The following is a 13,585-nucleotide window of genomic DNA, read 5'->3' on the forward strand; positions in this document are numbered from 1 at the left end:
ATAGCGACGATGGTTATACTTAGGCTCAGTTCAGCCATTTCTCAAACCAGCGTTTCCACCAAGCCGTACTTGGATTGGTGTTCTGGTAGTGTTTGATGCCTTGATAATAATAACGCGTTAACTCACTGCGAAGGGCATTAATGTCAGAGTCAGTCGGCTCAGCCAAGCGCCGGGCGGTGGCCAGTGCGTGGTCGTTGGCGAGGCTGTAGTCAAGGTTCTGACAGCCTTGAATAAACAGCCATAGCTGAGTTGTTAGCCACAGTTGGGCTATGATTGGCGCGGAGAACTTATCTTGATCTGATTGAGATAGGTTGTCAGCAAGTACGCTCTTCATCGCGACCAAGGCATCGACTTGTTGGTCAAACTCTGTGATCAGGGATTGATGCTGATAAGAAAACAGCCCAAGCAGCGCATCAAGCTCGGTCATTTCGGGCTTCTGCGCCCTCACTTTTGCATACAGTGGCTGCATTTGTGTGAGAAGTTGGCTGAGCGCCTGTCTACTATCATCACTGACAGAAAACGAGGCCAGAGATTCGGTGTTGAAGCCCAATTTCTCTATTTGCTGCGCAAGGCTGTTTTCTAGCGACACAGTTCAGTCCTGGCTGTGCAAAGTCTTAAGTGACACAGCAATTGAGTCTGAGCCAGTATCAACATAGATGTCGGTACCTGAGATCATGACCGACAGATCCATGGTGCGGGTCAGTGCCGCGGCGAACTGGTCGAGTGCTTCAGTATCGATTTGGTAGATGCCCTCACAGAAGCTGCGGATCTTATTTTGGTTTTGCTGCCACCATTGGCCTGCTGAGGTGTTGTATCCGTAGATTGATACTCGCTCGGCCACTCGTGAGGCCTTTTTCACGCGATCAGCATCCGGCTCACCAAGTTCTACCCAACGACGGATATCACCGTGAAGCTCTTTTTCCCACAGATCTGGCTCATCGGTTGTGCTCAAGCCCTTGGTAAACTCCAAGTCTTCGCTGTAGCCATGGCAATAGGCGATAAGGCGAGCCACCATACGGCGCTCAGTCTCTGATGGGTGTTGGGCAACAGTAAGGTTAGAGGAGGTGTAAAGATCGCGATTCATGTCACTGAGAGAAATGCGAAACTTATAGATAGTTGGTTTTAGGGCCATGTTGAGTATCGGGGGTATTGAATTAAGGGAGAAGGCGAGTCTATCAGACACCACTGGTGTGCGTCACGGTAAAAGCTCACGATGCTTCAATTATTTACGAGCTAATATTGTCTCTATCTGTTGCTTATTTCCAGCCTTGACGCCAGAGGTTGTCATTTTTGAGCTCCCGCCAATCGACTTGGTACTCGTTGTTATTTATCACGGCCTCGATTTTGCATTCCGTGACTCTTTGATGCTCGTCAAAATCGACTGAGGTTACGATAAAGTGCAGTTCTTTGTTAGTCGGGTTAATTTTGGTCCACTTGCTATTGAGCAAGGCTTTTGGATTGACGCGATTCATTGTTTATCTCGAGATGAGTTAAATTGGATCTGAATGATTCTGAGTTTAAATGCGCCAGGGAATTTATCAGCAATAAGCACCCCTACTTGATTGAGTTGCGAGGCCTTAAGAGGCGGCGCGTCAGGCAGTAGCCGCCCTCTGAACACTGCTTGGAACTGGTCAAAATGCAGTTTATGAACTTGTTGTTGTCCCTTGATAGTCGCAAACTCATGCTTATATCGGGTAACCACCCCACCTTCGAGTGTAGTTAACCTCATTTGGTAAGTTCGCCCGTCACCAATGACGCTAACCTCCACTTGGTCTGTTTCCGTGGGCAGCGGTGATAAAGGGCGGCTGACTGAGCTAAATCCGCCATTGTTTGCAAGAGATAGTTCACCATCAAACACACTCTCTGAGGATTGGTAGCGGAGACTACCCACTGAGATTCCTCCCATAACATTGTCGTTTACCGCTTGCCAGTGAAGGTATTCATCTGGCTGTGTTAGGTCTATCGTCATGCTTTGTACCGTCGTTGTGTTTAACAGGGATATCACCGCGAATGCGATCAGAAAAAAACATAGGTGTTTGATACCGGTTAAACTATTAGGGCGCGAACTCTTCATGTGTCACTTCCATCTTGTGTCAACGTAGCACCTTGACCACGAGTCGGATAATCAACTTGGGAACTCGAAAACTCGGACCGCAGATAGCACTGTGGCGTTTAACAGGCTGTCTGCAAGCGCAAGAGAATAAAAGCCCTTCCAAACTGGTTACGGCTTAAGTACCAGTGATGATCAGCTGAGGTAATTAGTGACAGATCTAGCCAAACCAATGAGCGGGTGTATTAGCAAACTAGACTGATGAGCCATGGGATTACTTTGAACCGAGGGCTTACTTTGACGAGAGTCGTTTCTTTGAGAAGCGTGAATACTGATTGAACAATTAGCAGGGGAGGTGTGCGAGGTACTCCAGTCTAAGAGTACCTCGGCGGGGGGTGATCAAATAAAAAGAGTCGAGTTAGTTGGCTTTGAGTATCTGCTCACTTTCTAGGGACGTCATTGCACCAATTTGGCGCCAAACGTAGAAGAAGATCCCCATCATCATCAACATGCTTGGAATCGCGATCGCAGGGTAGCTGTAGAGGGTTAGTTTACCTAGCTCCTCATTAAACTGCGCGGTGCCAGCAGGGCTGGTCACTATCCAAGTAGCAAGGAAATAGTTCATCGCTGACGAAAAGGCAAAGGTACTCGCAAATAGGTAGTTTGAGAAACGTAGACACTTGTCAAACGCATCCGCATTGCCCTTTTCATGCAGGCGCTCGGTGATCAGCGGCAGATTAAATACCGAGTCGTTGAGAATCATTTTCTGCATAAATGGGTAGCGAGTAAACGTTGAGCCAAGCACAGCGAGACCGATAAGACCAGGAATCAAAGCTTCCTTGAGCGCGAGCCAGCGAGTATCTAGCTCGAGAAGGCCGATACCACCGGTAAGCAGAACGCTGACAAAACCGAGCGCGGCGATAAAGTTAAAGCGGTTGTTGCGGATCAAATCCATGCCACCATACGCTACTGGGCAAGCGAGCGCGACCACCAAAGCCATCACTGGGCCAAGATGCTCTTCACCACTAAACTTCATCAGGATGAAAGACGGGATCAAGACATTAAAAACGATTTCAAAGAGAGGATTCGACTTTTTGTCGGTAGTGTTACTCATAAGCGCCTACTGATTGCTTCATATGACCGATTATACTGCGAATGGGAGTGTTCATCACATCGTACTGTAAGTAAAGCGCTAAAACGCAGGTTTGTGTAAATTCTTATGACATCACAGCGACTTTGTTTACCCAGTCTCATTGCTGTCATACCCAAAGGGGTATCGCAAAATATAGTTAACGGATTGGAATTGGTGCAGTGTCGTCTATCTTATTAGTATCGTTCACTATATCAATGAGTTAATTGTATGGACCCAGTGACACAGGGCGTGCTTGGTGCGGCTTTGCCCCAGTCGGTTAGTAATAAAAGGCACTTGGTGATAGCCGGTGTGTTTGGGCTTTTGTCGGGTATGGCGCCGGATCTGGATGTGTTTATCCGCTCGTCAACTGACCCATTACTGTATTTGGAGTACCACCGTCAGTTCACTCATTCGTTGCTGTTTATCCCTATCGGCAGCCTGATTTGTGCCTTGGTGTTGCACGCGCTCATCGGTAAGAGGTATGGGCTGTCGTTTAAGCAAAGTTGGCTTTTCTGTGCGCTAGGCTATTCCACTCACGCGTTGCTTGATGCGTGCACCACCTATGGTACTCAACTGCTCTGGCCATTAACTAATCAGCGCTACGCTTGGAATCTAGTTTCGGTGATCGATCCTATGTTCACCTTGCCCATAATACTGCTACTAATTGGCGCGATATGGAGGCGAAACCCTTGGTATGCGCGCAGCGCATTTTTCTGGGCACTCCTGTACCCGACGATGGGGTGGGTCCAAAAAGAGCGAGCAGAGGCGGCGGGTTGGCAATTGGCGCAACAGCGTCAGCATCAGCCAATCCAGTTAGAAGCCAAGCCCAGTTTTGCTAACATTCTGCTGTGGAAAGTGGTTTACGAAACCGAAGGGCAATACCATGTTGATGCGGTAAGAGCTGGCATATCGGTCAAGACTTATCCTGGTGAGTCGATCGAGAAACTGGATATCGATAGGGACTTCCCTTGGCTTAACCCTGCCTCTCAACAAGCGAGAGATATTGAGCGATTTCGCTGGTTTTCCAATGGATTTGTTGCTCAGGATCCATCGAATGAGCTGCGGATCATAGATGTGCGTTACTCGATTGTGCCCAACCAGCTAAAGGCGCTTTGGAGTATCGAATTGTCACCGGCGGCCTCTATGCAAAGCCATGTTGAATACCGTACCCATAGAGATGCTAATCCCGAGGCACGAGAGGTGTTCTACCAAATGTTGTTTGATCATTAGCCGCTTTGGTCAACGAATGTCCACACAGAGAAGGGGAGCTGTGACTAACACCACTTATTGGTTTTGGGCTGAGGATCGAATTTGCAAACACCTGACCTAATATGGGTATAACTGTCTGATATCATGCTGCGCTCTGATTAAAACCTGACAATAAGTTAATGAAACGCCAACTCGCTTTTATCACCCTCTCTTTGGCTTCGAGCACCGTCGCAGCTCACTCTTTAAATATCATGCTTTATCATCACATCGCTGATGATACTCCGCACTCGACCAGCACTAAGGTAGCGGACTTTGTCGCTCAGCTGGATGAGTTTGAGCGGCTAGGGTTAGAGGTGGTTGACCTTGAGCAAGCTATTCATCAGATTAAAACGGGTCAAGGTAGTGACAAACAGGCCGTTGCCCTGACATTTGATGACGGGTTTGCGTCGGTATGTGATACCGCTTATCCGATCCTAAAGCAGCGTAACTTGCCGTTTACGGTGTTCGTCACCACCGATCCGGTCGATGCCAATTACACAGGCTACTGCTCTTGGGAGCAGTTGAAAGAAATGGCTGAGAGTGGCGTGACGATCGCCAACCACACCTTAGATCATGCCTTCCTAGTGCGCGATGTGGAGACGGACCCACAATGGTTTGATAAAGCCACCAAAAATATTTTGGCCGCTCAGCGCCGCATAGAAGAGCAGATTGGCTATGCGCCTAAGCTATTTGCCTATCCTTATGGCGAGTATAATTACCAACTGCGAGATTGGGTGAGTGAGCAAGGGTATATCGCCTTTGGTCAACAGTCGGGCTCGATTGAGGCGCACAGTGATTGGCAGGCACTGCCTCGCTTTAATGCGGCTGGGCATTACGCCAGTGTCAGCTCGTTGCGCTTTAAACTTAATGCTAGGGCATTGCCAACCAAGTTTTCCCAACTGCCAGACCCACTCACTTTAGAGGATAAACCGGCTCTTGATGTCGAGTTACTCGGGGATAATCATGGCGCGCATTATCCTCATCTGCAGTGCTTTTTTAATGGCAAGTCGATTGAGGTTGAATGGCACACTAGTCATCGTTTTTCAGTCGTTCCACCTGAGGCGTTGGCGGAAGGGCGACATCGAGTCAATTGTACCGCTCCGCATCGCAACGGATCACCATTTTATTGGTTGTCTCAGCAATGGTTAGTGATCACGGATTAGCCTTGCGCTTAGCTCGATTGGATTGCCCCTCTGGTGGTTTGGCTGGAAAGGCTTTGCGTTCTTTGATCAGATGTCGAATAGCGAGGAGAGGGTGGCGCAGGAGCATCCGCGGACCAGAATAGCGCATCACCGCTTTCATTTGTGCTTTTTGCGTCGGTTTATAGCAGTGGATTGGGCACTGGTTACACGCAGGTTTATCTTGCCCATAAGGGCAGCGATCGAGCTTTTGCTCGGCATAATCAAGCAGGGCTTGACACTGCTCGCACGGTGGACTGCTTTGGTGGTGGTGCTGACAATACAGCATCACCATATGGGTAACTGTCTGGTGTTCGACGGCGAGATTGCCAAAAAGCAGTGGCTGATTTGATGTTTGTTTGGTCACGTTTGGTCACAAGTTATCGCTGGGTATCCTCAATTTAGCAGCTAAGACTTATTTCTCAAATGATATTTACCAGCGGTAAGCGCTGGCAAAGGTCAGTGTAGGGGGGATGGGTTTAGTCTAGCTCAACAGCGCGGGTGAGTGCCTAACTCCTCAAACCTCGCAGGGCTTTGCCCGTCCCCGCCCCTCGTTACTTGTTTATCGTTACTCGTTTTCGCCGAGTTTCAGCCACGTATCGATCACGGTGTCTGGATTCAGAGAGACTGAGCTTATTCCTTGGGCCATCAACCACTGAGCAAGATCGTCATGATCGGAAGGGCCTTGGCCGCAGATGCCCACGTACTTACCCGCTGATTTTGCCGCTTGGATGGCCATGGTCAACATGGCTTTGACTGCCGGGTCACGCTCGTCAAACAGGTGGGCAATATCACCTGAGTCGCGATCAAGGCCCAATGTCAACTGAGTCATATCGTTGGAGCCAATTGAGAAACCATCGAAGTAACGCAGAAACTCTTCAGCTAGTACGGCATTTGAGGGGAGTTCACACATCATGATCACCCGCAGACCCTGCTCACCTCGACGAAGCCCAAATTTCGCCAACAGGTCGATAACCGAGGCGGCTTCACTAGGCGTGCGCACAAACGGGATCATAATCTCAACGTTTTTTAGACCGAGGTCATCGCGTACGCGGGTGATGGCGCGAGTTTCTAGCTCAAAACAATCCTCGAAGCTCGGTGAGATGTACCTTGAAGCCCCACGAAAACCAAGCATTGGGTTTTCCTCATGGGGCTCATAGCTGCTGCCACCAATCAAGTTACTGTATTCATTAGATTTGAAATCTGACATACGCACGATGACGCGCTTAGGCCAAAAAGCGGCGGCAATGGTCGCGATACCTTCGGTGAGCTTGCTGATATAAAACTCAACCGGATCCGTGTATCCCCGCATTTTATCGCGAATTTTCTGCTGGACTTCAGCGGATTGTTGGTCAAAGTTGAGCAGCGCTTTTGGGTGCACGCCAATCATTTTGTTGATGATAAACTCAAGTCGCGCCAGTCCAACCCCCTCATTGGGTATTTGAGCAAAATCGAAGGCGCGATCGGGGTTACCCACATTCATCATCACCTTGGTCTCAAGTGGTGGTAACTCGTCAACCGATGAGCGACGCACCTCAAACTCGAGTTCGCCCTGATAAACGTACCCGGTTTCTCCCTCGGCACAGGAGACGGTGACAGGCTGATCACTATCCAACTGAGAAGTGGCGTTGCCACAGCCAACAATCGCAGGAATACCCAACTCGCGGGCAATGATCGCGGCATGGCAGGTACGCCCGCCTCGATTAGTGACGATCGCGGCCGCTTTTTTCATCACCGGCTCCCAATCAGGGTCCGTCATATCCGTGACTAAGACGTCTCCTTGTTCAACCAGCGACATTTGAGCGAGTGAATCAACGATGCGAACAGGCCCAACCCCAATACGTTGACCAATCGCTCTGCCCTCAGCCAGGACTTGAGCTTGGCTATTGAGTTGAAAGCGTTCAATGACACTCTTTTCTGTTTGTGAACAAACTGTCTCTGGACGGGCTTGAACGATATACAGCTTGCCATCAATTCCATCTTTGGCCCATTCAATGTCCATCGGGCGTTGGTAGTGGCGCTCAATAATAAGAGCTTGCTTAGCTAGCTCAGCGATTTCATCATCATCGAGCGAGAACTGCTGACGCTCTGCCTCAGAGGTATCAAGGGTTTGCACCTGCTTGCCAACGGCAGGGTTATCGGAATAGATCATCTTGATCAGCTTAGAGCCAAAGGTTTTGCGCACAATCGGTGTTTTTCCTGCCTCAAGCAGCGGCTTATGCACATAAAATTCATCGGGGTTAACCGCGCCTTGCACCACCATCTCCCCCAGACCCCAAGAGGAGGTAATAAACACCACCTGATCAAAACCAGACTCAGTGTCGAGCGTAAACATAACGCCGGATGCGGCTTTGTCCGAGCGTACCATGCGTTGTATCCCTGCCGACAAGGCAATACCACGATGGTTAAAACCTTGGTGGACCCGGTAGGAAATGGCCCTGTCATTAAACAGTGAAGCGTAAACATGCTTGGTTGCCTCGAGCACGGCATCGATACCCTTGACGTTAAGAAAAGTTTCTTGCTGCCCGGCAAAAGACGCATCGGGGAGATCTTCTGCAGTGGCTGACGAGCGCACGGCAACAGAGATATCCTCTTGCCCCTCGGTCAGTTGAGCGTAGTTGGTGCGGATCTGTTGCTCAAGCTCAGTAGGGAAAGGGGCCTCGAGCACCCACTGGCGGATTTGTGCCCCGGTCTGACGCAGTTTCTCAACATCTTCGACATCAAGGGTATCCAACAGCTGGTGGATACGCTGGTCTAAGCCTTGGTAATCGAGAAACTGATTAAACGCGTACGATGTGGTCGCGAAACCATTGGGTACCGAGACTCCGGCATTGGCGAGGTTAGAAACCATCTCACCGAGTGAAGCGTTTTTGCCGCCGACTTTGTCTACGTCGTCCATTGACAGGCCGTCGAACCATAGGGTGTATGTGTGCATGTTCATCTCCGAAATCTTGCAGCGTATGGGGGGAGGTAAGCCAATTCCCATGTCCTTATCGTAGATCACGCTTTGCCGACAGACCTGAGAATGTTGTTAAAAGCTTGGTTATATTTAGTTGTATGTACGTATCGTAATCAAAAATATTTGAAGATATAAAATAAATATGCAAAAAGAAGTTCAAAGACGTGACGTATTCTACGTTTCTGATGGCACGGCCATCACGTGTGAGACGGTGGGTCATGCCGTGCTAGGGCAGTTTCCGTTTGTGCCGAACGAGAAAACCTTTCCGTTTATCGAGAGCACCAACAAACTGCAGGAGCTACTTAAAGAGATAGAGCTCTCTCAGCAACAACACAAACAGAAACCCTTGGTGTTTTTCTCAATAGTTTTGCCAGAAATTCGCGATGCGCTATGCCAGGCTCCGGCGGAGTTTTATGATGTGTTGGGGGGCTTTGTTGGTAAGGTTGAACGCGATCTCAATCTCAAGGCTCAACCGAAGTTGCAACGCTCTCACAGCGTAGGCAAAGATAAAGACAAGTACTTTGACCGGATTGCGGCAATCGAGTATACCCTTGCACACGATGACGGGGTGTCGCTGCGTGATCTTGAACAGGCCGATATCATCCTGCTCGGGGTTTCTCGTAGTGGCAAGACACCAACCAGCTTGTACATGTCGATGCAGTTTGGTTTGCGCGTGGTGAACTATCCGTTTATTGCAGAAGATATGCAGCGAATGCGATTGCTGCCTGAGTTCGAAATCTATCGTTATAAGCTGTTTGGCTTGACGATTGACCCGGAGCGGTTGACGGAGATTCGGCAAAATCGCTTAGCAGACAGTGATTATGCCAGTCGCGACCAGTGCCAGAGCGAACTTGATGTGGTGGAGGGATTGTTTCGTCGCGAGGCAATTCCTTATATCAATACCTCGTCTCTCTCAGTTGAAGAGATCACGACTCGGATATTGGTTCAAACGGGGCTCAAGCGGCGGATTTACTGAAAAAACAGATTCGAGAGGCGAGATCGGGCGTTGCCCTTCGAGAGGCGAGGTGTTTAGCACGCGCGATAGAATACTCGCGACTCGGAATGAAATGATACTCGCTCCTCGCACCCCAAAATAAACACAGGGGCATAAACATAGGGGCGAGGAGCGGGGACGGGCTTTGCCCTACGAGTAGCGAGGAGCATATAACACTCCGTTAGTTCCTCGCTCCTCGGAACGAAGTGTAACCCGCTCCTCGCCCCTTTAATCTGTGTTTAGTTTGTTAGGTATTGGCGCATGAAGTCTGCGATTTTTACCATGTCGTCGATGGCGATGTACTCTTCAGTGGTGTGTACTTTTGCCATGCCGGTAGATAGGTTTAGGGTGTTGACGCCCTTAGCGAAGAAGTTGTTTGCATCACTACCGCCGCCGGTTGGCTGACATTGTGGCTCGATGCCAATCGCTTCAAATGCACCTTTTACGTCGATGATGTGCTGATCGGTCTCTTCAATCTTGAACGCGTTGTAGGCACGCTTTGATTCGATCTCTAGCTCAGCGCCGTGTTTGTCAGCGGCAGCTTGGAAGGTATCAACCATGTGTTGTACTTGTGCCGCTAGCTTTTCATCACACAAAGAGCGTGCTTCTGCCGCGATCTTAAGCTCAGGCATCACGATGTTGGTGGCTTGACCACCAGCTACAGTGCCGATGTTTGCGGTTGTCTCTTCATCAATGCGCAGTAGCTTCATGTTAGCAATCGCGTCTGCAGCCACACCGATAGCACTGATGCCGGTTTCTGGCGCTAGACCTGCGTGTGCAGGGCGACCTTTGATGGTGATCTTCAGGCTTTGTTGACCAGGAGCTACGTTGATGATGGTGCCGATAGGGCCGCCTGAATCAAGCACGATGGCTTTGTTTGAGCTCACGTGAGTCATGTCGTAGAACTTAGAGCCAAACAGGCCGCCTTCTTCATAGACAGTGAACGCCAGTTCAATTGTCTTATGCTCAGCATTTTGCTCTTTGATCACGCGCACGGCTTCCATGATCGCCGCGATACCTGATTTGTCGTCGCCACCCAGGATAGTGTCACCCGCCGAGCGGATGATGCCATCTTCGATTACTGGCTCAATACCGTTGCCTGGCGCAACAGTGTCCATGTGGCAGCTTAGAAGAATGCTATCGTCAAGTTTACCCTCTAGGCGAGCGTACAGGTTGAAGCCATTGGTGTAGCCTTCTGGCATTTCAAGCTTGTGTACAGTGAAGCCAAGGTTACCCAGTTGATCAGCCAGTGTTTCTGCAATCTGTTTTTCGTTGCCTGATTCACTGTCGATTTTTACTAGCTCGATAAAGTGGTCAACAAGGCGTTGTTGGTTAATTTGAGTCATGATTCTTCTCATATTCGAACGAACGGTAGCGACAATCTACCCCAAAACTTGTCAAAAAGCCTGTGTTGAATCAAAAAAAAGGTCTAAATGACGTGCTTGTGATTAATATTTAGCATTTTATAGGAGAAAAAAGGTGAAATTTGGTGCAACTAAATGAATAGCTGCACCTTGAGTATCGGTAGAGGGGCGATGTTAATGAGTGGGATAAATCAGGGCGGAGGTGTCAAACCCCGCTCGTTGCGCAATTTGCTCATAACGTTGCAACTGCTCACGATCAAGTGACGATGAGCGAGCTAATATCCAAAAGTAGTCGAGGTCCGGCCCGCTGACTAAAGCGACGGAGTAATCAGGTTCGAGGTAAAACACGATATAACTGCCATAAAATGGGCCAAAAAAAGACACCTTGAGATGAGCTTGGTCGGAGTCTTCGACGAACTTGGCTTTGCCAACCGCTTCCTGCCATGACTGCTCTGCTTCATTCCAGCCTCGATTGATCACCTTAACGGTGCCATCTGGATTGAGAGAGTAGTTGGCTGTGATTTGATTCAGCCCACGCTCAAAGCTATGATCAAGCCTTGCTATCTCATACCAAGTGCCCAAGTAGCGCTCCAACGTAAACGGTTTGACTGGCTCAATACCATCCGGTTTACCCGTGCATCCGATGAGGGCAATCACCAGGGTGATTAGGGGAATATGTCGCATCCATTGCATAACCGCTCTCCTTGTTTTGATCGTTAACGCACTAACAGTAGTTTACGTGTTGGACTTCTCTCTATCATACAAGTAATTACGACCGACAGAACGATTGAGCCAAACAAAACCAATAGATCGCGAGCTGGCGCACTCAGTGTCAGTAAGCCCGAGAGGTTGCTCATATAAATAATCATTAGCAAATGACTGACGTAAATCCCAAGCGTGCGTTGGCTCAGCCAGTGAATAACGCGGTGATCACCCCAGTTAGGATTGGCGAGCAGCAGCATAAACAATCCCACCGACCAAACAGGGGTACTGAATAAAAAGTCATGTAGGCGAAAATCCACACCTTGGGTGCCCAGCAGCCACGCCTCGACAAAATGACCAAGCATACCAATCAGCATCACGCTCAGTGCAATTGGCGAACTGACGCCTATTCTATTGGCGCGGATCAGGAAGCCTACCGTGATCAATAAGGTGGCAAAGAAGGGGCCATTGCGCGTAAAAAACGGCGCTGGGATAGCAGTAAGGGTTTGATAGCTACCGGCAAGCACACCATAGACATACAGAGCAAGGGCAATGGGGATCGCCCATTTAACCGCATTGAACTTCACCAACAAAGCCAGGATCCCGACACCAATCACTAGCGCTGGAATAAACCACAGATGCACCATTCCACCTTCGAGTAGTGAGTTAAGCGGAGTTTGCATTAAGTATTGCCAGTATAGGTGGCGCTCGGCCAACCAACCTTGTTCTACTAAGGTGGCAAGGTTAAACGGCATCAGTAGGTAGACTAGGCTCCAGGTCAGCCAAATGGTCATCAAAGGGGTACTATATTGTCGCGCAACGGCCAGCGGATTGTTTTCTAGCTTAGGTTGCAGAAAGTAGCCTGAAGCAATAAAAAAGAACGGCACAGCAAAACGCGCCAGTTGGTTGATGATATCCCCAAGCCAAGCTTGGTCTTTGATTAGCGGGTAGCTGGTCATTAGCTGACTGTGAATGAGGATCACGGCCACAATGGCGATCACACGACCAAGCTCGATGCTGGCAATTTTTTTAGGGTATGGGCTGCTCATGGACTTAAACGACGGATAAAGAAAGTTGTTTTACCCCAACGAGTGCCGCTCTAACAGTTATTTATGATGATTTTGCGACTCATAGCGTCGGGTTTGTGCTAAGGCGCTCGTTTTCCCATAGTTCAATCATACTGAGTGCATTTCGGCACTCACCAAACAAGATCTGGTATTGAGGGTCAAATGGCTCGCCAATATAGGTGGTGCGCACCATTTGGTCGGTTTTGAGATCGACCTGGGTCACGACGCGTCCCTTGAAATTATGAAAAACCGCAAACTGGTCGCTGTAGTAAATAAGTTGTTCAGGAAAGTAGATAAAGTTGTCATTGGTCTCGGTAAGATTGCAATTTAGTGCGTAGGTCATGGTGGCTTGAGCCGGAGTGAGGTAGGTCGTCAGAATGAAGGTGAGGCAGAGCTTGATGATTGGCTGCATAAAAAAATACCGAACTGATTGTTGTAGTTTGAGTATAGACAATCGTTCGGTATTTCCTGAGTGAAAAGGTTAAGGCTGCTTTACTTGTTTCTCTTCGCTTTGCGACTAGGCCTCACAATAGTATTCGGCTCGCCAGATTAAGCGTGAAGACCCCTGCATCGAGTCAAGTACTTGCTGACCAGACAACTGGGGATAAGCCAACACAACATCAGAGGTCTCAATGTCGCGATTGGGGGAGTATGCTCGCACGTGGGTAAAGGTCGTTTGTAAGTGTTTTTGCAGAACCCGGTGAGAGAGACAAATTCCCAAACAGTCTTTGTTCATAGTTCCTCCGTAAACAGCATGTGGGGGTAGGAATAACCTAGCTTATTCCTGACTAAATCTTAATCAGTTTATATTGCGCAAGAATTGACTTAGATCAAAATTTCAAACTCGGCCTGTCACTTTTTGTTCATATTATTTATTCAGTCACATTGAGT

General features: G+C 49.0%; 15 protein-coding genes. 3 read left to right on the forward strand and 12 right to left on the reverse strand.

Translation table 11 applies throughout. The annotated features are described in order from the left end of the window. Positions 1 to 25: 25 nt before the first annotated feature. The 5 genes from ACSTTG_RS12840 to ACSTTG_RS12860 form a co-directional block, all read right to left on the reverse strand. Positions 26 to 589, reverse strand: a complete 564-nt coding sequence (locus tag ACSTTG_RS12840) for a hypothetical protein (protein ID WP_438475104.1) — start codon at positions 587 to 589, stop codon at positions 26 to 28. 3 nt (positions 590 to 592) lie between these two features. Then, positions 593 to 1,132 (reverse strand): YaeQ family protein, encoded by a 540-nt coding sequence (locus tag ACSTTG_RS12845; protein ID WP_438475105.1) that lies wholly within the window; start codon positions 1,130 to 1,132, stop codon positions 593 to 595. A 124-nt stretch (positions 1,133 to 1,256) separates the two neighbouring features. Continuing rightward, the gene (locus ACSTTG_RS12850; RefSeq protein WP_438475106.1) at positions 1,257 to 1,472 is read right to left on the reverse strand and encodes a TIGR02450 family Trp-rich protein; all 216 of its coding nucleotides are present in this window, start codon (positions 1,470 to 1,472) and stop codon (positions 1,257 to 1,259) included. Next, positions 1,469 to 2,074, reverse strand: coding sequence for a CIA30 family protein (locus tag ACSTTG_RS12855; protein ID WP_438459620.1), 606 nt, complete (start codon positions 2,072 to 2,074; stop codon positions 1,469 to 1,471). The genes ACSTTG_RS12850 and ACSTTG_RS12855 overlap by 4 nt, the downstream gene beginning before the upstream one ends. A gap of 394 nt (positions 2,075 to 2,468) precedes the next feature. Next, positions 2,469 to 3,164, reverse strand: coding sequence for a VC0807 family protein (locus ACSTTG_RS12860; protein ID WP_438459619.1), 696 nt, complete (start codon positions 3,162 to 3,164; stop codon positions 2,469 to 2,471). A gap of 246 nt (positions 3,165 to 3,410) precedes the next feature. Between ACSTTG_RS12860 and ACSTTG_RS12865 the strand changes: the two genes are divergently transcribed. After that, a complete protein-coding gene (locus ACSTTG_RS12865) occupies positions 3,411 to 4,412 on the forward strand; it encodes a metal-dependent hydrolase (protein WP_438459618.1) in 1,002 nt (333 codons plus the stop codon). Between the two features lie 158 nt (positions 4,413 to 4,570). After that, positions 4,571 to 5,593: a polysaccharide deacetylase family protein gene (locus tag ACSTTG_RS12870; RefSeq protein ID WP_438475107.1), complete on the forward strand. Its 1,023-nt coding sequence runs from the start codon at positions 4,571 to 4,573 to the stop codon at positions 5,591 to 5,593. Here ACSTTG_RS12870 and ACSTTG_RS12875 read toward each other — a convergent pair. Both ACSTTG_RS12875 and ppsA read right to left on the reverse strand, forming a co-directional pair. Next, positions 5,583 to 5,975, reverse strand: coding sequence for a nitrous oxide-stimulated promoter family protein (locus ACSTTG_RS12875; protein WP_438475108.1), 393 nt, complete (start codon positions 5,973 to 5,975; stop codon positions 5,583 to 5,585). The genes ACSTTG_RS12870 and ACSTTG_RS12875 overlap by 11 nt on opposite strands. 201 nt (positions 5,976 to 6,176) lie before the next feature. Then, positions 6,177 to 8,543 (reverse strand): phosphoenolpyruvate synthase, encoded by a 2,367-nt coding sequence (gene ppsA, locus ACSTTG_RS12880; RefSeq protein WP_438475109.1) that lies wholly within the window; start codon positions 8,541 to 8,543, stop codon positions 6,177 to 6,179. Positions 8,544 to 8,709: 166 nt separating this feature from the next. Between ppsA and ppsR the strand changes: the two genes are divergently transcribed. After that, the gene (gene ppsR / locus ACSTTG_RS12885; RefSeq protein ID WP_438459614.1) at positions 8,710 to 9,543 is read left to right on the forward strand and encodes a posphoenolpyruvate synthetase regulatory kinase/phosphorylase PpsR; all 834 of its coding nucleotides are present in this window, start codon (positions 8,710 to 8,712) and stop codon (positions 9,541 to 9,543) included. Between the two features lie 257 nt (positions 9,544 to 9,800). Here ppsR and ACSTTG_RS12890 read toward each other — a convergent pair whose 3' ends face one another. From ACSTTG_RS12890 to ACSTTG_RS12910, 5 genes are all read right to left on the reverse strand, one after another. Next, positions 9,801 to 10,907, reverse strand: a complete 1,107-nt coding sequence (locus ACSTTG_RS12890; protein ID WP_438459613.1) for a M20/M25/M40 family metallo-hydrolase — start codon at positions 10,905 to 10,907, stop codon at positions 9,801 to 9,803. A gap of 192 nt (positions 10,908 to 11,099) precedes the next feature. Further along, positions 11,100 to 11,618, reverse strand: coding sequence for a lipocalin family protein (locus tag ACSTTG_RS12895; RefSeq protein WP_438475110.1), 519 nt, complete (start codon positions 11,616 to 11,618; stop codon positions 11,100 to 11,102). A gap of 23 nt (positions 11,619 to 11,641) precedes the next feature. Continuing rightward, entirely contained in the window at positions 11,642 to 12,676 is a 1,035-nt protein-coding gene (locus ACSTTG_RS12900) for an acyltransferase (protein WP_438475111.1), read from the reverse strand. A 79-nt stretch (positions 12,677 to 12,755) separates the two neighbouring features. Next, on the reverse strand, positions 12,756 to 13,106 hold the full coding sequence (locus ACSTTG_RS12905) for a hypothetical protein (RefSeq protein WP_438475112.1): 351 nt from the start codon (positions 13,104 to 13,106) through the stop codon (positions 12,756 to 12,758). 105 nt (positions 13,107 to 13,211) lie between these two features. Next, positions 13,212 to 13,430 carry a hypothetical protein gene (locus ACSTTG_RS12910; protein ID WP_438459610.1) on the reverse strand — a complete coding sequence of 73 codons (219 nt, stop codon included), beginning with the start codon at positions 13,428 to 13,430 and terminating at the stop codon, positions 13,212 to 13,214. Positions 13,431 to 13,585 lie beyond the last annotated feature (155 nt).

The sequence above is a fragment of the Vibrio glycogenivorans genome, assembly GCF_051660965.1.
Taxonomy (GTDB): Bacteria; Pseudomonadota; Gammaproteobacteria; order Enterobacterales; family Vibrionaceae; genus Vibrio.

Bases quoted from the DNA above. Each gene is read 5' to 3' on its own strand.
- ACSTTG_RS12845 (WP_438475105.1), bottom strand. From the start codon at position 1,132: ATGGCCCTAAAACCAACTATCTATAAGTTTCGCATTTCTCTCAGTGAC.
- ACSTTG_RS12850 (WP_438475106.1), bottom strand. From the start codon at position 1,472: ATGAATCGCGTCAATCCAAAAGCCTTGCTCAATAGCAAGTGGACCAAA.
- ACSTTG_RS12855 (WP_438459620.1), bottom strand. From the start codon at position 2,074: ATGAAGAGTTCGCGCCCTAATAGTTTAACCGGTATCAAACACCTATGT.
- ACSTTG_RS12860 (WP_438459619.1), bottom strand. From the start codon at position 3,164: ATGAGTAACACTACCGACAAAAAGTCGAATCCTCTCTTTGAAATCGTT.
- ACSTTG_RS12865 (WP_438459618.1), top strand. From the start codon at position 3,411: ATGGACCCAGTGACACAGGGCGTGCTTGGTGCGGCTTTGCCCCAGTCG.
- ACSTTG_RS12870 (WP_438475107.1), top strand. From the start codon at position 4,571: ATGAAACGCCAACTCGCTTTTATCACCCTCTCTTTGGCTTCGAGCACC.
- ppsA (WP_438475109.1), bottom strand. From the start codon at position 8,543: ATGCACACATACACCCTATGGTTCGACGGCCTGTCAATGGACGACGTA.
- ppsR (WP_438459614.1), top strand. From the start codon at position 8,710: ATGCAAAAAGAAGTTCAAAGACGTGACGTATTCTACGTTTCTGATGGC.
- ACSTTG_RS12890 (WP_438459613.1), bottom strand. From the start codon at position 10,907: ATGACTCAAATTAACCAACAACGCCTTGTTGACCACTTTATCGAGCTA.
- ACSTTG_RS12895 (WP_438475110.1), bottom strand. From the start codon at position 11,618: ATGCAATGGATGCGACATATTCCCCTAATCACCCTGGTGATTGCCCTC.
- ACSTTG_RS12900 (WP_438475111.1), bottom strand. From the start codon at position 12,676: ATGAGCAGCCCATACCCTAAAAAAATTGCCAGCATCGAGCTTGGTCGT.
- ACSTTG_RS12905 (WP_438475112.1), bottom strand. From the start codon at position 13,106: ATGCAGCCAATCATCAAGCTCTGCCTCACCTTCATTCTGACGACCTAC.
- ACSTTG_RS12910 (WP_438459610.1), bottom strand. From the start codon at position 13,430: ATGAACAAAGACTGTTTGGGAATTTGTCTCTCTCACCGGGTTCTGCAA.